Source organism: Rhizobacter sp. Root404 (genome assembly GCF_001425865.1).
Lineage (GTDB): Bacteria > Pseudomonadota > Gammaproteobacteria > Burkholderiales > Burkholderiaceae_C > LMDS01.
The window spans coordinates 1,320,695-1,339,469 of the sequence record NZ_LMDS01000005.1 but is presented as its reverse complement, the minus strand read 5'-3'; the positions used below and the strand labels follow the sequence as shown (position 1 = coordinate 1,339,469).

Genomic DNA, 18,775 nt, shown 5'->3' with positions numbered 1-18,775 from the left:
TCGCGCCGGCGGCGGCCGCACCGGCGCCGCCAGCCACGGCCTTCGCCGCATTCGATCACCTCGCGACGATGGTCGCGATCGTCGGCGTCGACGGCCAGTGCGTGTTCGCGAACGCGTCATTCGAGAGCGTGCTGGGCCTGTCGCGCCGCAGCGTGCAGCGCGGCCTGGTGTTCGACTGGTTCGTCGACTCGCAACGCCTGCAGGACACGGTGGTCGCGGTCAGCCGCAACGAGTACGCGACCAGCCGCCTCGAAGCCCATCTGCGACGACCGGGCGCGCTGCATGGCGACCCGTTGCCGGTGCACGTGATCGTGAACCAGATGGACGGCTCGCCGAACGTCGTCGTCGAGCTGGTGGAGATCGAGCAGCAGACCCGGCAGGACCGCGAGGAGCGCGCGCTCGGCCAGGCGCAGGTCACCAAGGAGCTGATCCGCAACCTCGCGCACGAGATCAAGAACCCGCTCGGTGGCATCCGCGGCGCGGCGCAGCTGCTCGAGATGGAAGTCGAATCGCGGGCGCTGCACGAATACACGCAGGTCATCATCAGCGAGGCCGATCGGCTGCAGGCGCTGGTCGACCGGTTGCTGGCGCCGCACCGCAAGCCGCATGTGGTGAGCGACGTGAACATCCACGAGGTGTGCGAACGCGTGCGCGCGCTGATACAGGCCGAGTTCCCGCGCGGTCTGGCGATCGAGCGCGACTACGACATCTCGATCCCCGATTTCCGCGGCGACCGCGAACAGCTGATCCAGGCGGTGCTCAACATCGCGCACAACGCGGCGCAGGCGCTGGGCGAGCGCATCGCCGATGGCGACGCCCGCATCCTGCTGCGCACCCGGATCGCGCGCCAGGTGACGCTGGGCAAGCAGCGCTATCGTCTGGCACTGGACTTGCATATCGAGGACAACGGCCCGGGCGTGCCCGAGTCCATCCGCGATCGCATCTTCTACCCGCTGGTGTCGGGTCGGGATGGCGGTTCCGGACTTGGGCTCACGCTGGCGCAGACCTTCGTGCAGCAACACCTCGGCACGATCGAATGCGAAAGCGAACCGGGCAAGACGATATTCAAGATTGTCATTCCGCTACCTTGAGCGGCCAGGCGCCACGAGCGCAGCCGCCGATGAGCAGACGGAAAACGCAGGGCAGGGCATGAAACCCATCTGGATCGTTGACGACGACCAATCCATTCGCTTCGTGCTGGAGAAGGCGCTGGCGCGCGAGGAATTCGCAGTACGCAGCTTCACCAACGCGCGCGATGTGCTGAATGCACTCGACGACGACGAGCCGCAGGTGCTCGTCTCGGACATCCGCATGCCGGGCGGCTCGGGGATCGAGCTGCTGGCCAAGGTGCGCGAGCGCATGCCGTCCCTGCCAGTCATCATCATGACCGCGTACTCCGATCTCGACAGCGCCGTCAGCGCGTTCCAGGGCGGCGCCTTCGAATACCTGCCGAAGCCGTTCGACGTGCCCAAGGCCGTCGAGCTGATCCGCCGCGCGGTCGACGAAAGCCTGCGCGAGGAAGTGCGCGACGAGAAGGCCGCGCAGATGCCCGAGATGCTCGGCCAGGCGCCGGCCATGCAGGACGTGTTCCGCGCGATCGGCCGGCTCAGCCAGAGCATCGTCACCGTGCTGATCACCGGCGAATCGGGCTCGGGCAAGGAACTGGTCGCGAACGCGCTGCACAAGCACAGCCCGCGCGCCAGCGGCCCGTTCGTCGCGATCAACACGGCGGCGATTCCGAAGGATCTGCTCGAGTCCGAACTGTTCGGACATGAGCGTGGCGCCTTCACCGGCGCGCAGACCACGCGCCGTGGCCGCTTCGAGCAGGCCGATGGCGGCACGCTGTTCCTCGACGAGATCGGCGACATGCCGTTCGACCTGCAGACCCGGCTGCTGCGGGTGTTGAGCGACGGCCAGTACTACCGCGTCGGCGGTCACAACCCGATGCGCAGCAACGTGCGCGTGATCGCCGCGACGCACCAGAACCTCGAGGATCGCGTCAAGGCCGGCGCGTTTCGCGAAGACCTGTTCCACCGCCTCAACGTGATCCGGCTGCGCTTGCCGGCCCTGCGCGAGCGTGCCGAGGACGTGCCCTCGCTGACCCGCTTCTTCCTGCAGAAGAGCGCGAAGGAACTCGGCGTCGAGGCCAAGCGCATCACCGATTCGGCGCTCGCGCGGCTGATGCGCTTCGACTTCCCGGGCAATGTGCGGCAGCTCGAGAACATCTGCCACTGGCTCACCGTGATGGCGCCGGCGCAGATGATCGAGGCCAAGGACCTGCCGCCCGAACTGGCCGCGGAGAACGTCGTCGCCGACGCAGCGGCGACTGCACCGGCGCGCGCCGCCGTTCGGGAAGCCACACCGGTCGAGGCGCCGCCTGCACCGCTGTCCGGCACACCGACGCAGATCGCACCCGCACCGGCCCCGAATCCCGCGCTGCTGCCGCTCGGCCCGCAATGGCTGGGCGGGCTCGAGCAGGAGGCGCGCGGGCTGCTGCAGGCCGGCGACCCGCAGGTCTGGGACACGCTGACCCACAAGTTCGAGGCGCAGCTGATCCGCACCGCGCTCGAGATCACGCGCGGCCGCCGCATCGAGGCGGCGCAGAAGCTCGGCATCGGCCGCAACACCATCACCCGCAAGATCCAGGAGCTCGGCCTGGACGATTGACAGCGCTCAGTCGAAGGACAGTTCGGCGATCACCGGCGCGTGGTCGCTGGGCCGTTCGTTCTTGCGCGTCGGCCGGTCGATCACGACGCTGCGGACCCGCGGTTTCAGCGCCTCGCTGACCAGGATGTGGTCGATCCGCAGGCCCTTGTTCTTCTGGAACCCGAGCATGCGGTAGTCCCACCAGCTGTACTGCTTCGGCGGCTGATCGAACAGCCGGAACGAATCGTGCAGCCCAAGCGCGAGCAGGGCCTTGAAATGCGCACGCTCCTCCGGCGTGCACAACACCTGGCCGGCCCACATCACCGGGTCGTGCACGTCGCGGTCCTCGGGGGCGATGTTGTAGTCGCCGAGCAGCGCGAGCTGCGGGTGTACCGCGAGTTCGGTCGCGACCCAGTCGCGCAGCGCCTCCAGCCACTTGAGCTTGTACGGGAACTTCTCGCTCTCGACCGACTGGCCGTTCGGCACGTAGGCGCAGATCAGGCGAACGCCGTCGACCGTCGCGGCGATCACGCGCGCCTGCGCGTCGTCGTGGCCGGGGATGTTGCGCACCACGTCGGTCGCGACCGACTTGCTCAGCAGTGCGACACCGTTGTACGTCTTCTGCCCGAACCAGTGGACCTGGTAGCCGGCCGCCGCGATCTCGGCGTGCGGGAACTTGTCGTCGGCCAGCTTGGTTTCCTGCAGGCACAGCGCGTCGGGCTGGTGCAGTGCGAGCCAGTCGATCAGCTGCGGCAGCCGCACCGCGAGGGAGTTGACGTTCCAGGTGGCGATCTTCATGGCGCCCATTATCGACACGCGGTCAGATGTGCAGCCATGCCAGCGCGCCGAGCGCGACGCCGACCGCGCTCAGGCCGAACACGCCGTACTCGAGCCACTTGCGCCGCGTCAACAGCGCGATCGCCGCCATCGCGATCGCGATCTGCAGCGCCGTGGTCGCCTGGGCCCAGCGGTGATGCTGGTGAAGTTGCTCGTCGCTCTTCTTCTCCCACGCCTTCGATTCGTCCTCGAGCTTCTTGGCCGCGACCATGATCTCGTCCTTCTCGCCCTTGTAGCGCTTGGCCTCCGCCAGGTAGAACGCCTTGCGCGGCTCGGGCGCCAGGTCGAGCGCGATCTCGGCCAGGTTCTGCTTGCTGCTCTTGGCCTGGTAGAAGGCCCACTGGTTCGCGGCCTCGGTCTTCTTGATCGCCGCGTCGTTCTTGTAGAGCCCCGCGTTCGCCTGAGTGGCGCCGCCCATGTAGGCGAACAGCGCCCCGACCGTCGCGATCACCGCGGTCGCTACGGCGAGCTGACCCGCCAGGCCGCCGGGGTCCGCGTGCGCGGCGTGCTCGAGTTCGTGGTCGTGCGGGCCGTGCACATGAAATCCGCCTCCTGACATATCGATCTCCCCGTGTTCTTGTCGATGGCGTTGTCGCCGGTGCGCGAGTTTAGTGGCGAGGCCAGCCACGCCTCACGGAGGCGCGCGCTGGCGCGTTCCGACTTCGGCGCGCGATTCTGTTGTAACCACTCGTTGGAATCCACGGGTGCTAGGGGGTGACTCTCCGAAACCCCGTCACTACATTGCGGTGACTCCAGCGGAGGACACCATGGCGGGCACGGCTGACACGGTATTTTTGAGAGCGTTCAAGTGGTTCCAGGTGTCGGTCGAGCATCTGCACGGTCAGATCCCGGTGGCGGCACTGGCCGATCCGCTGCGCGATGCGCTGAAGACCCGCCTCGGCCTCGAACTCGACAAGACGGCCGCGCAGATCGACCCGAGCGCTTTCGCGGTGGCGCACGCCGCGGCCGAGTCGCTCGCAGTGGCGACGCTCGTCACCGGCGAAACGCTCGCCGCGCTGCGAACGCTCGGCGCGGTGCTCGCCAACCTCGGCAACGGCAACGTCGACCTGAACGATCTCGTCGCCGTGGTGCGACAGATCGAACGCATCATCGGCGCCGATCCCGGCAAGCCGCCGTCGGCCTATTCGATCGCCAAGCTGCTGTTGATCGTCTCGGGCGATGCCGATGAGCCCGACGGCCCGCTGCCCGCGCGCCGCCTCGTCTACATCATGAAGGGCGAGGATCCGGCGGGTCACGCGTCGGACGCGAGCGTGGCCGAGCCGCAGGCGATCGTCGGTCTCGCGATCATGGCGATCGGCACGATCATCGACCGCGCGTTCGGCAACGACCCGGCGGCGCCGCGCGGCCTGCCGGCGAGCCGGGCGCCGATCACGCTGCCGGCGGGCAGCAAGACCAAGACCTTCGAGCTCGTGCGTTCGGCCGGCAAGAAGCTCGAACTGACCTTCGGCTACGACGGCCCGGCGGCGCCAAACCCGGCCGTGCTCTACGCCAAGCTGAACAGCTCGCTCGAAGCGGACCAAGGCGTCGGCGACGACTTCAAGCTCGCGTTCACCGCCGGCAGCGCGCTGACGATGGCCTTCGACCTGCCCGCGCTGAACCCGCTGCCGGCGAGCATCCCCGCACCGCGCTTCGACGGCGAGATCGACTTGGGGCTCCGCTTCGGCCGCAAGAGCACCGCCACGCCGCTGATCCTGGGGAAGGCCGACGGCACGCACTTCTCGATCGGCGAGCTCAGCGGCGCCATCGTGCTGAAGAACCTCGCGCCGCAGGTCGAGTTCGATCTGAAGGACAGCAAGCTCGTGCTCAAGGTCGGCGACGATCCGTTCCTCGGCGCCGTCATCGGTGACGAGATCGAGGTGGCGCTGACCTTCGGCCTGATCGCCGACATCGCCGGCGGTCTGCGCCTGAAGGACGGCACGGGCCTGAAGGCCACGATCCCGCTCGAGAAAATCCCCAACTCGCCGGTCCAGATCCCGTTCCTCACCTTCGAGCTCAAGAAGGCCGAGGGGCTGAACAAGATCGAGGTCGAGCTCTCCGGGTCGTTCCAGGTGCAGATCGGCCCGTTCGCCGGCTCGATCGACCGGCTCGGCACCAAGCTGAACCTGAAGAACCTGACGCAGGGCATCGCCGACGCCGCCTGGGGGCTGAAGCCGCCATCGGGCGCGGGCATGTCGATCGACGCCGGGGTCGTGAAGGGCGGCGGCTTCCTGCTGTTCGACCCCGACCGCGGCGAGTATGGCGGCATCATCGACGTCAAGATCATGCAGATCGGCGTCAAGGCGATCGGCCTGCTGTCGACCAAGAACCCGGGTGGGTGGTCGCTGCTGCTGATCATCGTCGCGCAGTTGCCGCCGATCCAGCTCGGCTTCGGCTTCACGCTCACCGGCCTGGGCGGTCTGCTCGGCATCCAGCACACGGTGAACCGCGAGGCGCTGACGGCGGGCCTGGCGACCGGCTCGCTCGACAACTTCCTGTTCCCGCAGAACCCGATCGCCAACGCGCCGCAGATCATCAGCCAGCTGCGCGTGCTGTTCCCGTTCAAGGCCGGCGGCTTCGTGATCGGGCCGATGCTCGAACTCGGCTGGGGCACGCCGAGCCTGGTGACCGCGCGCGTCGGCGTGCTGATCGAGCCCTCGCAGCTGATCCTGGTCGGCCAGGTGATCGTGCAATTGCCGCCGCTGGTCGACAAGGACCTGGCGCTCTTGTACCTGCAGATCGACTTCGCCGGCTACGTGGTCTTCGACCCGTTCCAGATCGGCCTGGACGGCGTGCTGCGCGACTCGCGCGTACTGATGATCTCGCTCAGCGGGCAGTTCGCGTTCCGCGCCGTGTTCGGCGACCGGCCGAGCTTCCTGATCAGCGCCGGCGGCTTCCACCCGAAGTTCACCGACATCCCGCCCGACGTGCCGAGCCCGTTCCAGCGGGTCGGCGCCGACCTGTCGATCGGCATCGTCGGCATGCAATTCCGTGGCTACTTCGCGGTGACCTCGGCGACGGTGCAGGGCGGTTCGTCGATGCGGGTGTGGGGCGACGTCGGCGTCGCGAGCTTCGAGGGCGGCTTCGAGTTCAACGCGATCATCTACCTGGTGCCGACGTTCCGCTTCGAGACCGACATCCACGTCTTCGCCGGCATCGAGGTGTTCGGCATTGACTTCGCGAGCGTCGACATCTACGGCATGCTCAGCGGCCCGGGCCGCTGGCACATCGTCGGCCGCGCCAAGGTGCACACGCCGTGGCCGCTGCCCGACTTCAGCTTCCATGTCGACGAGACCTGGGGCGAGGACAAGGAAACCGTCGTCCGCCGGATCGCACTGCTCGGCGAGCTGAAGCAGGAGATCGCGACGATGGGCAACTGGTCGGCGCAGCTCGCGCAGGCCGGCGATTCCTTCGCCAGCTTCGCCAAGCTGCCGGCGCCGCCCGAAGGCCAGCCCGCACCGCTGCTCGCGCATCCGAACGCGGTGCTGCAGTTCGTGCAGAAGCGCATGCCGCTCGACAAGCAGCTCGACAAGCTCGGCTCCGACAAGATCGACGGCGAGCGCACCATCGGCATCGGCTCGCTCGTGTTCGGCGCAAGCGAGAAGGCCGCCGACAAGGTGCTGCAGGACAGCTTCCCGGCCGCGCAGTTCCTCGACATGAATGAGGACGACCTGCTCGGCAAGCCCTCGTTCGACCGCTTCAACAGCGGTCTGCAGGTCGGCCAGCGCGACTACCTGTTCGGCCATGCCGAAGGCGAGCTGTTCGATTACGAGGAAGTGAACCTCTCGATCGAGAAGAGCGGCAGCGTGCTCGCCGGCGCCGGCCTGACGCTCGCGCAGCACCGCCACTGGGCGCTCGACAACGGCGCCGCAGCGCGCACGCCGCTGCGCCGCAAGGACCAACTGCGCCCCGAGGACGACGTGCGCATCGTCATCAACCCGGTGCCGATGCAGGTGCTGGACACCTCGACCGGCACGATGGCCGCCACCGCGCTCGCCGGCACGGCCGGCCACTCCTACTGGCACGCCGCCGACGCGGCCGCCGCCATGGGCGGCGCGGCGCAGGTGGTCGAAGCGTTCGAGTCGGTGTTCTAAGCCGTTCAGATCAGGAGCCTGCCAGATGCCCACCTCGTACCAGTTCCTGCCGTGGGTGCGGCGCGGCCTGACCGTCGCGCTCGGCAATGTCGACACCATGGGCGCGCTGCCCGCGCACGCGACCGCGCAGGTCGGCGTCAAGCTCGCCGGCGCGTTCGCAGGCGAGGCGATCCCGCCGATCGCCATGCAGCTCTACGGCCCCGGCGACGTGGTCGCGATCGACACCGCGCTGGTCGTGCGCACCGACCCGCGCCGCAACGCGACCAACTTCGAGCCCAACTACTTGGCGATCGTCGACTTCGACCCGCCCGATTTCCCCTGGATGCTGACGCCGGCCAGCGCGACCGCCACCGATCGGCTGCGGCCGTGGCTGGTGCTGGTGGTGCTCGAGGTCGCGAAGTGCGGCGTGCCGAAGATGAAGGGGCAGGCGCCGCTGCCGCAGATCCGCGTGCCGGCGGCGCTGGTCGAGACCGAGTTGCCGCCGCTTGGCGAATCATGGTCGTGGGCGCATGCACAGGTCGTCAGCGATTCGGCGTCCGACAACGTCGCCGGCATCCAGGCCGAACTGCAGGGCGACCCGCGCAGCAATGTCTCGCGGCTGGTGTGTCCGCGCCGGCTCTCGCCGCGCACCGACTACGTCGCCTGCGTGGTGCCGGCCTTCGAGCCGGGACGGCTGCGCGGGCTCGGCTTGGCCGGCGACGGCAGCGGCGCGGCGATGCAGACGCTCGCGCCGGCCTGGAACACCGCCGTCGTGGCCGACGTGACGCTGCCGGTCTACTACCACTGGGAGTTCTCGACCAGCGATGCCGGTGATTTCGAGTCGCTCGCGCGCCGCCTGCGCACGCCGAAGAAGTGGAAGAACGACGCGGCGATGCAGAGCCTGCTCGCCAACATCGGTACCGCGCCGATGGCGGTCGATCCACTGATCAACCCGGCGGGCGTCTCCACCAAGATGGAAGGCGCGCTGGTGCCGCTGAGCTACACGCCCGGCGCGCCCGCCATCGGCACGCATGCCGACAGCCTGATGGCGATCGTCAACACGCCGGCGAGCCAGGTCGACAACCCGGTCGTCGACGAACCCGACGGCACAGTGCGGCGCATCGAGGTCAAGCCGCCGCTGTGGGGCAACTGGCACGCCAAGAAGCACAGCGTGACCCGCGCCGACGAGCCCGGCCTGTGGCTCGCCGGGCTGAACCTGAACCCGCGCTACCGCGGCGCGGCCGGACACGGTGCCGAAGTCGTGCGCAAGAACCAGGAGGCCTATGTCGACGCCTGCTGGGACCAGATCGGCACGATCCGCGACGCCGAGCTCAAGTTCAACCTGACCCGCCTGGCGATCGAGGCGCAGCGCGCACTGAAGGCCAAGCACTTCGACCCGTTGCCGCCCGAGCGGCTGCTGCAGGTGATGGGGCCGGCGCTGCCGCGGATCGAGGCGCTGGACGCGGCCGGGCAGCCGGCTTTCAAGGTGAACGGCGTGATCGCCTCGCTCGGCGGCCAGGTCGATCGCTCCAGCATGCCCGCGGCGATGGTCGACGGCGCGCTGCGGCGCGGTGCCAGCCCGCTGCGCCGTGGCCTGCGCGCGGCGGCGTTGCGCGGGGGCACCGTCACGCGGCTGCAGGACGTGGGTCGCGGCTACATGACGCAGATGGCCGCGGCCACGACGAAGGGCGCGGCGTTCAGCGTCAACGCGTACGTGCCCGACGGCATCCTTGGCACCACCTTTTTCGACGGCCTCCAGCTCGATGGCCAGACCGAGGTGGACCTCAGCGGCCGCGGCATGCGCGGCAAGGTCGGCGTGGCGCAGGTGAAGGCCGTGATGGCGGCGGCGAGCGCCGCGCAGGTGAGCGTCGCGCGGCACGGCATGCCGCAGATGCGCATCCGGCCGGCGCAGCACGGCGGCGTGTTCACCGACCTGCACGTCGGCCGCTTCGCGGCGCTCGCGGCGCAGACCCAAACGCTGAAGGCGGCCGACTTCGGCGCCGTCGCGTTGCAGGTCGAGTCGGCCAGCCGGCGCGGCGTCGAAGGCTTCCTGGTCGAGGCGCAATTGACTGGCGGTCAACTGCAGATCAGCGCGATGCAGCTGGACAAGCGCAGCGGCGCGCTGCGCCTGGACAAGCCGCTCGCGCGCCTGACGCCGCGCGGCGTCGTCGAGCGTCCGCGCGCGGGCGAGATCGCGCGCATCGCCGGCATCCCGCTGGCTCAGGTCAACCTCGTCGACGTTCGCCAGTTCGGCAACGTCGGGTTGTTCTCGAGCCTGCCGGCCAATGCGTTCGACCTGCAAGCTGGCAACGTCGTCTCCGGCTTCAAGCTGACCGAAGGGCTGGAGTTCACACGGGTCGGCGATGCGCCGGCGCAGCGCAACGTCACCAGCATCACGCTGCCGCCGGCGCTGCGCACCCGCGACGTGCTGAATCGCTTCTCGAAGGCGACACAACAGTTGCAGAAGCAGTGGCTCGATCCGTTCGACACGATGCGCGTCGCGGTTCACACGGTCGACTTTCCGCTCGCCGCTGCTGCGCAGATCGTGCGCGCGCGCACCCGGCCCGACCTGACGCTCGCCGCGCGCCTGGTCTCGCAGGTGCAGCTCGCCGGCACCGAGCCGGGCACGGTCAGCGCGTTCGTCGGCCGCTACCTGATGAACGGCCCGGGCTCGAACAAGCTGCGCTTCATGGTGCCCGCGCTGTTCGACCGCGTGATGGCCTGGCCGCACCTGCGCGCGCCGCTCTACAAGGACCTCGCCGAGATGAACCAGGAGGCCTTCATGCCCGGCATCGGCAACCTGCCGCCCGACCTGATCATGGCCGTGCAGGTGAACCAGTTCTTCATCGACAGCTTCATGGTCGGTGCGAATGCCGAAATGAACCGCGAGCTGCTGTGGCGCGGCTTCCCGACCGACCTGCGCGGCACGCCGTTCCAGCGCTTCTGGGGTCGCGTGCGTTCGCGCGCCGACGGTACGCAGGAGCCTCTCGACGACATGGAGCCGATCCACGAGTGGGGCCAGCAGCCGCTCGGCCAGCGCGTCGACGAGAACCTGAAGGACCCGAACCGCATCGCGCTGCTGGTCAAGGGCCAGTTGCTGCGGCGCTACCCGAACACCGCGGTCTACGCCTGGAAGCGGCTGAAGAACGTGCCGCCCGATGCCAGCAAGCTCGTGAAGAACGCGCAAGGCCTGCCGCCGAACGCCGCGGCGATCCAGACGCCCGTATTCACCGGCACGATCGCGCCGGACATCACCTTCTTCGGCTTCGACATCGACAAGGAGGCGATCGACGACTGGTGCTTCGTGATCGAGGAGCACATGACCGAGCCGCGCTTCGGCTTCGATGTCGACGAGCCGCCTGCCGCACCGGCGGGCGGCGGCGGTGGCGTCGGCAGCGCGGTGATCGGCATGCAGCGGCGTCCGGCGATGCGTGTGGCGCTGCAGCAGTACGCGATGGGCAATGCCGCCACGCCGGAGTTCAAGGCGATCAAGGCGCGCGGCTACAACCCGTACAAGGCGCTGTCGTGGAGCCACGTGGGTGTGGCCGCCGGCCAGTTCACGACGGTGGCGGCACTCACCGGCGTGCCGAACGCGCCGTTCGCGTCGTTCCCGACGCTGACCGCCACGCCGACCGCAGCCGAGATCGCGAAGGCGCTGCTGCAGGAGCCGTTCCGCGCGTATTGGGAGGGCCCGGACCTCAAGACCTGAGGACGTCCGCGCATCCCCGAGGAGACACCATGCCCCTGCTCGACCTGAACCGACAAGCCATCACCAAGGCCCGCGCGCAATTCGCCGCCGCGCGCGACACGCAACGCGCCGCGCGCGCCGCGCTGCAGCAGGCCGAGCGCGAACTCGCGCTGCTGCAGCGCGACGGCGCGAGCGAGCGCACGCAGCAACGCGCCAGGCAGCGCGTCGCATCCCTGGCCGCCAAGTCGCGTGAACAGATCGACGGCACCAAGGCGCAACTGCGCGGCATCGTCGAGATCTCCGAAGGCTTGCGTGCGGCGCGCGACCCGGCGCTGATGGTCGAGGCGCTCGACACCCAGCACCCGGTGCTGCTGATGCCGGTCGCGATCCAGACCCGCTACGACGACGCGACCACGCAGCTGATGATCCGCATCTACCCCGATCCGCTGCATGCGTTCCAGCACGAGCCGGGGTTGACGCCGGCCGAGGTCGAAGCCGCCCAGCGCTACTGGACGCAACGCTTCGCGAGCCCGCAGGACAGCAGCTCGGCCTGGCAGGAGATCGCGATCCCCTACGGCCCGATGCGTGCCGCCTACCTCGTGCGCATGCTGACGCCCGCCAACGTCGGCCAGATCGGCAACGCGGCCGCGCCCGACTTCGATCTGGCGGCCGTGCCGATGGCCTCGCCCGATGCGCGCGAAGTCGTGGCCGCGGTGCTGCCGGAGCGCTTCGTCGCGGTCGGCTTTCGCGGCGGCGTCGAGGTGCTGCGCAAGTGGGGCGCGCCGGTCGCCGACCTGCTGCCGATGTCCCCGCTGTTCGATCCGCTGCTGGTCGACGACCCTGCCCAGTGGAACCCGTTCGCCGACGACCGCGCCTGGCTCGTCGACTACCCGGCTGCCGTCGCGGCCGGCATGGCGATCACGGTCACGGCCCGCGACCTGCGCCGGGGCACCACGCTCGCGCAGGGCCTGGACCGGCTCGTCGTCCTCGGCGTCGACTGGACGCAGACACCCGAGTCGGGCGCGGCGCTGGTCGCCGACCTGCTGAACAACCACCAGCACGCCGAGGGCCTGAAGTTCGTCGCGCAGGCCACGCCGACCAACAACACCGGCAGCGTGCGCGCCGGCTTCGCGGCGAACGGCGGCGACGTGGCGGCCGCACTCGACCCGACCGTCGCCGACGCGCAGGCCGAGGCGATCGGCGGCGTGGCCGCGGCCGCCGGCCCCGGCCCGGTGGTGGTCGACGAACTCGCTGGTGCCGGCGCGCGACTGCAACTGCTGCTCGGCCTGCCGCCCGCGCAAGGAATCGGCACCTTCGACGCCACGCTGATCCCCGGCGCCGACCTGCAGGAGGGCGCCACGGCCGGCCACATGATCAATGCGCTGTGGAACGCGACGCTCGGCTACACGTTGCGCTACTTCTGGAACCCGCTCGACCCGAACCAGACGCTGCTGACCGACAGCGCGATCGACACCCTGCGCGCGCACGCGGTGCGCTACCTGCGCCCGAACGGCCCGCTCGCGGCGCTGCGCGTGGGCAACCAGCCCTACGGCATCCTGCCGATCACCGCGCGCGGCTTCAAGGCCGAGCCGCGTTCCGCGCTCGAGACCGAGCTGCTCGAGGCGATCGGCTGGTTCCGCGGCTACTGGGAGAGCGCCGCCCAACTCGTGCCGACGCTGAGCGTGCCGGCCGCGCACCAGCTGCACCAGGTGCTCGCGATGCAGCCGTGGTCGGTCGCCAAGCAGTTCTGGCAGGTCGTCGGCCCGGCGGCGATCGAGAACTACCCGGACATCAAGGACCTCGCGTTCGGCCAGCGCATGCTGATCCAGTTCATGGTCGCGGACCTGCTCGAGCGCCAGCCCTGGGGCATGAAATCGCCGTTCATCAGCGGCTGCGCGGTGCGGCCCAAACCGTCGTCGCTGAACGCGGTGCCGTGGGTCCAGCGCGACCCGGCCAACCCGAAGCAGGAGCTGCCGGCCGACGCCGCCCTGGCGCGCAACTTCGTCGCCAGCCTGCTCGCGCTGCTGCGCACGCCGAATCCCACGCTGCGCCAGCCGCTGAAGGCGATGCAGAACGGCGAGTCGCTGCTGGAGGCGATGCTCGGCTTCGCGGCCGACGAGGAGGTGCTGCACAGCGGCCGCCAGCTGTTCTACGGCCACCTCGACAAGTCGCCGCTGGTCAGCGCCACCGCCAAGCTCGCAGCACGCCGGATGGGCTACTCGGAGCTGATCTCGGTCGACAGGACCACGCTGGTCGGCGACCAGATCGAGATCGGCCACGCCGGTGCGCTGCTCGGCCTGCAACTGATCGGCACGACCGGCAACCAGAGCGTCGAGGCCTACATCGGCACGCGGCTGGTCGAGGCGGTGCGCAACGGCCCGGAGCACCTGCGCAATATCGCGACCTTCAACGAGAGCCTTGAGTTCCTGCAGGCACGCAAGGCGGGCGAACTCGACCTCGCATTGCGCGGCACGCTCGACGTCGCCGCGTACCGGCTCGATGCCTGGATCACCTCGCTCGCGACCAAGCGCCTCGACCAGATGCGCGAGGCCACGCCGCGCGGCCTGCACATCGGCGCCTGGGGCGTCGTCGAGAACCTGAAGCCGGATTCGCGCCTGCCCGACCAGCGCAGCGCCGACAGCCTGGGCTACGTCCACGCGCCGTCGATCCAGCAGGCGACGACCGCGGCCATCCTGCGCAGCGGCCACCTCGCGAACCGCGAAGCCGCCGGCGGCGCGTTCGACCTCGACCTCAGCTCGGCCCGCGTCAAGCGCGCGAAGCGGCTGCTCGAAGGCCTCTCGAACGGCCAGTCGATGGCGGCGCTGCTCGGCTACCGCTTCGAGCGTTCGCTGCGCGACCACGGTTTGTCGCAGCACATCCTCGACTACCGCTTGCGCTATCCGCTCAAGCCCACCGGCCCGGACGACGCGCAAGGCGAGAAGATCTCGGCGCGCGACGTGATCGACGGCGTGCGCCTGGTCGGCGAGTACCAGAGCAATGGCCGCAGCATCGACGCGGTCTCCCCGGCGCTCGTGCCCGGCGCCGACCGCGCCAAGGTCAAGCCTTGGATCGACGACCTGATCGACCTGATGGATTCGGTCTCCGACCTGCTGGTGGCCGAGAGCGTGCACCAGATCGTCGGCGGCAATCTCGAGGCCGCGGGCGCGGCAATGGCCACGCTCGACAAGCAGACCCGCCCGCCCGAGATGCACGTGATCGACACACCGCACTCGACCCGCGGCTACACGCAGCGCGTGGTCGTCGCGATGCAAGGCGGTGACGCCGGCGCGTGGGCGCCGATGAACGACCTGGCCGCGCAGCTCGAACCGCGGCTCAACGCCTGGCTGGCACGGCTGCTCGGCGCGCCGGCGCGCTACCGCTTCCACGCCCGCGTGCTACGCAAGGTCGACACCGGCACGGTCTACGACGGCCGAGCGCAGTTCCGCTGGGACGACACCGGCAACCCGCTCGAGGCCTCGCTCACCGAACTCGGCCTGTCGCCGCTCGCGCTGGTGCTCGGCAGCGAGGCGCAACGCGCCGGCGGGCAGAGCGCGGTGCAGGAGCGGCTCGCGACCCTGTTGAACGCCAAGGCGCGCGCGGCGTTCGGCGCCGCCGCCGACCAGATGGCGATCGTGATGCAGCCCGACGCGCCGGCGGGGGCACCGGCCGGCAGCGTCGGTTTGGTCGAGTTCGAGTCGTTCGCGTGGCTGCTGAAGCGCCTGCTCGACAAGACCCGGCCGCTGCGCCGCATGGACATGGTGCAGGCGCGCGACGGCGTCGAGACCGACGCGACGCTGAATCACGGCGAGTTCGCCGGCGTGCAGGTCGCCGAATTGATCGCGCGCATGACCACCGCCGACGCGCACGCCGACGCGGTCGAGCAGGCGCTGCAGGGCGCCGTGGCGGCGGCCGCCGCGGTGATCCCGCCCGAGCCCGATCCACCCGAGTCCCCCGTGGTGCCCGACCCGGCTGCGCCCGCCAACCGAGCCTTGCTGGCGCAGTTGCAGGCCGCGCTCGCGCAGGCCGACGCGCTCGGCTGGCGCAGCGCGCTGGCCAGCCAGCCGGTCGCGGACGGCGGCGCGCAGGTGGCGGGTGGCGACACGTTGATCGCGGCGCACGACCGCGCCGCCGCGCTGCTCGCCGAAGTGCGGGGACGCCGTGCAGCCGCACCCGCACCCGAGGCAACGCAGCGTTTCGGCGAGCAGGTGCGCAAGGCGATCGCACGCATCAAGGCCGTGATGGGTGAATCGTTTCCGGTGCTGCCGACCTTCGACCTCGGCGGCTTCGCGGCCGAGTCGGCGACCTCGCTCGCGGCGCGCGCGACGCTGCTGCGCGGCGACGATCTGGCGATCGCCGGCTGGCTGCCCAAGCTCGGCTGCGTGCACGAGACCGCCGGCCTGCTCAGCGACGCGCTGACCGCTGCCGAGGCGATGGGCCTGCCGCAGCAGGGCGGCGACTTCAAGCTGCTGCAGACCTCGGCGCAACCTGGTGTCCAGGTGAAGCACTGGGGCGCGTTGCCGCCCGACCCGAAGGACGACCTGCGCGGCGTGGTCGCGGTCGTCGCGCACGCGCCGGACGCGCTCACCACGCTCGGCGCTGCGGACACCTTCGCCGGTCTCTACGTCGACGAGTGGATGGAGGCCATCCCGGCGCCGAAGGAGACCACCGGCCTGGGCTTCCACTTCGACGCACCCGGCGCACGCGCGCCACAGAGCATGCTGCTCGCGGTGCCGCACGACAAGGACCTGCAGAACTGGACCCTCGACGCGCTGCTCGGCGTCGTCGACGAGGCGCTCGCGCTTTCGCGGGTGCGCGCGGTGCGGCCGGCCGACCTGAAAGGGCTCGGCCTGTTGCTTCCGGGCCTGTTCCTGTCGAACAACTTCAAGCAGGACGTGCCCTCGGTCGACTTCGGTGTGCTGGTCTCGAAGAACCTCGCGGCGCTGCGCGCGGCTTACGACCAGAACACCGCGAAGAGCTTCATGACGATGGCGGCCGGCACCAACGTCGTCAGCGAATGAACCTGCCCCGCGAACCAGGAGCAACACGACCATGAGCGCACCGTTCCGTGTCTCGATGAAAGCCGCCAACGTGGCGGCGCTGAACGTGGCGATCCTCCAGCCCGACCCGTCGGCGACCACCTGGTCGCGCCTCGACCCGATGCCCACCAGCGACGACACCACGCTCGGTCTGCAGGCGCCGCTCGCCGACCCGCTGTGGATGCTGGCGCGCCAGTGGCAGTTCAGCGAGTTCCAGGGCGAAGACGCCGGCAGCCCGATCGGCGCGGCGATGCGCGTACGGGGCGCGCCGATCTCGCGCCTCGTGCACGCCGGCGGCGCAGTGCCCGACCGCGCATTCGGCGGCGCCACGCCACCGCTGGAGGCCATCGTCGAGGCCGAGCGCGTGCTGCCTGTCCACGCCAAGCTCAACGCCCAAGCCGGCCAGCACCTGATGCGCATGTTGCGCGCGGCCGGGCAGGGCGGCGCCGTCGAACCGCTGCGCGCGGCGTTCACCGCGGCCATCGCCGACCCGGCCGATCCGGTCGCCGACAACGCCGGCTTCGTCTGGCACCGCCTGCTCGGCGGCCGCGCGATCGATGCCGACGGCCTGGCGCGCACGCTGCGCCCGCTCGCCGGCAACGACGCCGGCATCGAGGCGGTCGTGGCGGGACTGGGCATCGCCGCGCCGGCCGCGGTGCGCGCCGTGCTGACCGCCTGGATGGCCTGGCTCGACGACCTGGTCGTCGACAGGGACACCGCGGGCGCGAGCGCCTACTGGAACCCGCAGCGGCTCGAATACGCGTTCGGCCTGCGCTCCGACGGGGTGGTGCCGGAGGTGCGTCTCGACGCCGACGAATACACCGACGGCCTGCTCGACTGGCACACCTTCACGGCGCGCGCCCCCGCTGCCGGCATCCCGCCGATGGCCCAGGGCGCCACCGAGTGGAAGCCGGAGCGCCCGCCGATGCCGACGATCGCGCGCTACCCCGGCATGCCGGCCGATCGCTACTGGGAGTTCGAGGACGGGCAGGTCAACTTCGGCCGCCTCGGCGCCGCCAAGAGCGACCTGGCGCGGCTCGCGGTGATGGAGTACGCGCTCGTGTTCGGCAACGACTGGTTCGTGCTGCCGATGACCTTGCCGACCAACGCGGTCTACCGCGTCGCCGAGTTCAGCGTGACCGACAACTTCGGCATCACGGTGCCGATTCCGCCTGCGCGCAACCCGGACGGCACGCCATGGACGCTGTACGGCATGAGCAGTGCCCCCGCCGCCAACGGCACGCGCACGCGGCTCGACGGCTCGCTCTATCTGTGCCCCGCGCTCGAGACGCAGGAGGGTCCGCCGCTCGAACACGTGCTGATGATGCGCGACGAGATGGCCAACATCGCCTGGGCGATCGAGAAGCGCGTGCAGGGCACCTCGGGCGACGCGCTGGACCGCGGCTTCGAGAGCGGCCGCCTGTCGACCACGCAGCGCCTGGCGCTGCCGAGCGGCGCGGTCGTCGCCGAGGGCGGCGCGCCGCTGAGCTACACGCTGCAGACGCCGGTGGCGGCGCACTGGATCCCGTTCCTGCCGGTCAAGCGCGAGCACGCGAGTGCGTTGAACTGGTCGATCCAGCTGCAGCGCGGGGTCGTCACGCAGTTCTACCAGGTCACGCCGGGGCCGATGGACGAGCCGCGCAACGTCGACTACAAGGCCTTCATCGAGCGGCTGCGCAACCTGCCGTTCGTCGAGCCCAAGCCGGTGAGCGGGCCGGACGACAACAAGCTGCAGGGCTTCATGTTCCACCCGCGCGGCGAGATCCTGCGCCTGACGCCGGGCGACCCCGCGTCGCTGACAACGACCGACTTCCTGCGCCTCGAAGAGGAAGAAGTGCCGCGCGAGGGGATCGAGCTCAAGCGCGCATTCAACTACGCGCGTGATGCGTCGGGCCGCGCCTTGCTTTGGATCGGTCGCAGCAAGACGACCGGCCGCGGCGAAGGCGCGAGCGGGCTGAAGTTCGACGTCGTCAAATGAACGTCAGATGTCGGCCGGCCCGGCGCCAGCAGGCAAGCGGCGGTACGTGACGAAGCTGTAGCCGTCGCGCGGATCTCGGGCGGTGCAGGTGAAGTGCGCGCGGTCCCACGGCGGGAAGAACACGTCGCCATCGAGTTCCGCGTCGATCTCCGTGAGCACAAGCTCTTCGGCCCGCGGCAGGGCGAGTGCGTAGAGCTGGGCGCCGCCGATGACGAAGGCCTTCGCGGTCCCGGCGAGCAACGCCAGCGCCGCGTCGATCGACCGGACCGCTTCGGCGCCCTCGGCATGCCAGGTCGGATTGCGCGTGACCACGAGGTTGCGCCGCCCCGGCAGCGGCCGAAAGCGCTCCGGCAGCGAGTCCCAGGTCTTGCGGCCCATGATCACCGGCGAGCCCATCGTGACGCGGCGGAAGTTCTTCAGGTCCTCGGGCTCGCGCCAGATCAGCGCATTGTCCTTGCCGATCGCCCCATTGCGGGGGACGGCGGCGATCAGGCTGAGGGCAGGGCGGTCGGGCATGGCG

General features: G+C 70.1%; 9 protein-coding genes. 6 read left to right on the top strand and 3 right to left on the bottom strand.

Going from position 1 to position 18,775, the window contains the following annotated elements:
• Positions 1-68 precede the first annotated feature (68 nt).
• Both glnL and ntrC read left to right on the top strand, forming a co-directional pair.
• Positions 69-1,091 carry a nitrogen regulation protein NR(II) gene (gene glnL, locus ASC76_RS20290; protein WP_082549315.1) on the top strand — a complete coding sequence of 341 codons (1,023 nt, stop codon included), beginning with the start codon at positions 69-71 and terminating at the stop codon, positions 1,089-1,091.
• Positions 1,092-1,149: 58 nt separating this feature from the next.
• Positions 1,150-2,667 carry a nitrogen regulation protein NR(I) gene (ntrC, locus tag ASC76_RS20285; protein WP_056470591.1) on the top strand — a complete coding sequence of 506 codons (1,518 nt, stop codon included), beginning with the start codon at positions 1,150-1,152 and terminating at the stop codon, positions 2,665-2,667.
• Positions 2,668-2,673: 6 nt separating this feature from the next.
• Here ntrC and xth read toward each other — a convergent pair whose 3' ends face one another.
• Both xth and ASC76_RS20275 read right to left on the bottom strand, forming a co-directional pair.
• Positions 2,674-3,444 carry an exodeoxyribonuclease III gene (gene xth, locus ASC76_RS20280; protein WP_056471217.1) on the bottom strand — a complete coding sequence of 257 codons (771 nt, stop codon included), beginning with the start codon at positions 3,442-3,444 and terminating at the stop codon, positions 2,674-2,676.
• A 22-nt stretch (positions 3,445-3,466) separates the two neighbouring features.
• A complete protein-coding gene (locus ASC76_RS20275) occupies positions 3,467-4,042 on the bottom strand; it encodes a DUF4337 domain-containing protein (protein WP_056470587.1) in 576 nt (191 codons plus the stop codon).
• A gap of 208 nt (positions 4,043-4,250) precedes the next feature.
• Between ASC76_RS20275 and ASC76_RS20270 the strand changes: the two genes are divergently transcribed.
• From ASC76_RS20270 to ASC76_RS20255, 4 genes are read left to right on the top strand one after another with little or no spacing between them, the layout of a single operon-like run.
• Positions 4,251-7,574, top strand: a complete 3,324-nt coding sequence (locus tag ASC76_RS20270) for a DUF6603 domain-containing protein (RefSeq protein ID WP_157615883.1) — start codon at positions 4,251-4,253, stop codon at positions 7,572-7,574.
• 25 nt (positions 7,575-7,599) lie between these two features.
• Positions 7,600-11,262 carry a hypothetical protein gene (locus ASC76_RS20265; RefSeq protein ID WP_056470581.1) on the top strand — a complete coding sequence of 1,221 codons (3,663 nt, stop codon included), beginning with the start codon at positions 7,600-7,602 and terminating at the stop codon, positions 11,260-11,262.
• 29 nt (positions 11,263-11,291) lie between these two features.
• Positions 11,292-16,259 (top strand): hypothetical protein, encoded by a 4,968-nt coding sequence (locus ASC76_RS20260; protein ID WP_056470578.1) that lies wholly within the window; start codon positions 11,292-11,294, stop codon positions 16,257-16,259.
• A 31-nt stretch (positions 16,260-16,290) separates the two neighbouring features.
• Positions 16,291-18,255: a hypothetical protein gene (locus ASC76_RS20255; protein WP_056470575.1), complete on the top strand. Its 1,965-nt coding sequence runs from the start codon at positions 16,291-16,293 to the stop codon at positions 18,253-18,255.
• A 3-nt stretch (positions 18,256-18,258) separates the two neighbouring features.
• On the opposite strand, the gene ASC76_RS20250 is transcribed toward ASC76_RS20255, so the two are convergent.
• On the bottom strand, positions 18,259-18,771 hold the full coding sequence (locus tag ASC76_RS20250) for a dihydrofolate reductase (protein ID WP_056470572.1): 513 nt from the start codon (positions 18,769-18,771) through the stop codon (positions 18,259-18,261).
• Positions 18,772-18,775: the final 4 nt, after the last annotated feature.

Coding starts and splice junctions, on each gene's coding strand:
- ASC76_RS20250 (WP_056470572.1), bottom strand. CDS start 18,771: ATGCCCGACCGCCCTGCCCTCAGCCTGATCGCCGCCGTCCCCCGCAAT.
- ASC76_RS20255 (WP_056470575.1), top strand. CDS start 16,291: ATGAGCGCACCGTTCCGTGTCTCGATGAAAGCCGCCAACGTGGCGGCG.
- glnL (WP_082549315.1), top strand. CDS start 69: ATGGTCGCGATCGTCGGCGTCGACGGCCAGTGCGTGTTCGCGAACGCG.
- ntrC (WP_056470591.1), top strand. CDS start 1,150: ATGAAACCCATCTGGATCGTTGACGACGACCAATCCATTCGCTTCGTG.
- ASC76_RS20275 (WP_056470587.1), bottom strand. CDS start 4,042: ATGTCAGGAGGCGGATTTCATGTGCACGGCCCGCACGACCACGAACTC.
- ASC76_RS20265 (WP_056470581.1), top strand. CDS start 7,600: ATGCCCACCTCGTACCAGTTCCTGCCGTGGGTGCGGCGCGGCCTGACC.
- ASC76_RS20260 (WP_056470578.1), top strand. CDS start 11,292: ATGCCCCTGCTCGACCTGAACCGACAAGCCATCACCAAGGCCCGCGCG.
- ASC76_RS20270 (WP_157615883.1), top strand. CDS start 4,251: ATGGCGGGCACGGCTGACACGGTATTTTTGAGAGCGTTCAAGTGGTTC.
- xth (WP_056471217.1), bottom strand. CDS start 3,444: ATGAAGATCGCCACCTGGAACGTCAACTCCCTCGCGGTGCGGCTGCCG.